Source organism: Collinsella sp. AM43-1 (assembly GCF_003467925.1).
Lineage (GTDB): Bacteria > Actinomycetota > Coriobacteriia > Coriobacteriales > Coriobacteriaceae > Collinsella.
Genome location: NZ_QSFR01000051.1, coordinates 1 through 955, shown reverse-complemented (window position 1 = coordinate 955; position 955 = coordinate 1). Strand labels below are relative to the sequence as shown.

Genomic DNA, 955 nt, shown 5'->3' with positions numbered 1-955 from the left:
GGGGCCCGTTCAGGCTGTTGCGTTGAGATTGAAAATCAACCTCGTTTTGATTCCTTTTACCAGGGTTTCTTTTCCCTCTAGTAATTCTTTTACATTTGTTTTGGTGAGTTTTTTCTTTCTAAAATGTTCAGCTAAAGTGAAGGTACATTCAGGATAATTTGAACAACCATAAAACGATTTTTTTAATACAATATTGTTGCCACACTTAGGACATTTTCCTACAAGGGGTCCCGAGCGCTTAGTGGGAATTTGTACCCCTTATCGATACAAATTCCCCGTAGGCGCTAGGGACCTCTTTAGCTCCTTGGAAGCTGTCAGTAGTATACCTAATAATTTATCTACATTCCCTTTAGTAACGTGTAACTTTCCAAATTTACAAAAGCGACTCATAGAATTATTTCCTCCCGTTAAATAATAGATAACTATTAAAAATAGACAATACTTGCTCATAAGTAACGGTACTTAAATTGTTTACTTTGGCGTGTTTCATTGCTTGATGAAACTGATTTTTAGTAAACAGTTGACGATATTCTCGATTGACCCATTTTGAAACAAAGTACGTATATAGCTTCCAATATTTATCTGGAACATCTGTGGTATGGCGGGTAAGTTTTATTAAGACACTGTTTACTTTTGGTTTAGGATGAAAGCATTCCGCTGGCAGCTTAAGCAATTGCTGAATCGAGACTTGAGTGTGCAAGAGCAACCCTAGTGTTCGGTGAATATCCAAGGTACGCTTGTAGAATCCTTCTTCAACAATCAGATAGATGTCAGACGCATGGCTTTCAAAAACCACTTTTTTAATAATTTGTGTGCTTAAATGGTAAGGAATATTCCCAACAATTTTATACCTCTGTTTGTTAGGGAATTGAAACTGTAGAATATCTTGGTGAATTAAAGTGACACGAGTATTCAGCCTTGATTCTCATCTTCATTGCAACAGCCTCAGGACTCA

General features: G+C 36.9%; 2 pseudogenes. Both read right to left on the bottom strand.

What is annotated here, in order from left to right:
• Positions 1–39: 39 nt before the first annotated feature.
• Positions 40–225, bottom strand: a pseudogene (locus DW925_RS10355) (topoisomerase DNA-binding C4 zinc finger domain-containing protein); the annotation flags it as partial.
• Between the two features lie 169 nt (positions 226–394).
• Positions 395–919: pseudogene (locus DW925_RS10030) on the bottom strand (rRNA adenine N-6-methyltransferase family protein); the annotation flags it as partial.
• Positions 920–955 lie beyond the last annotated feature (36 nt).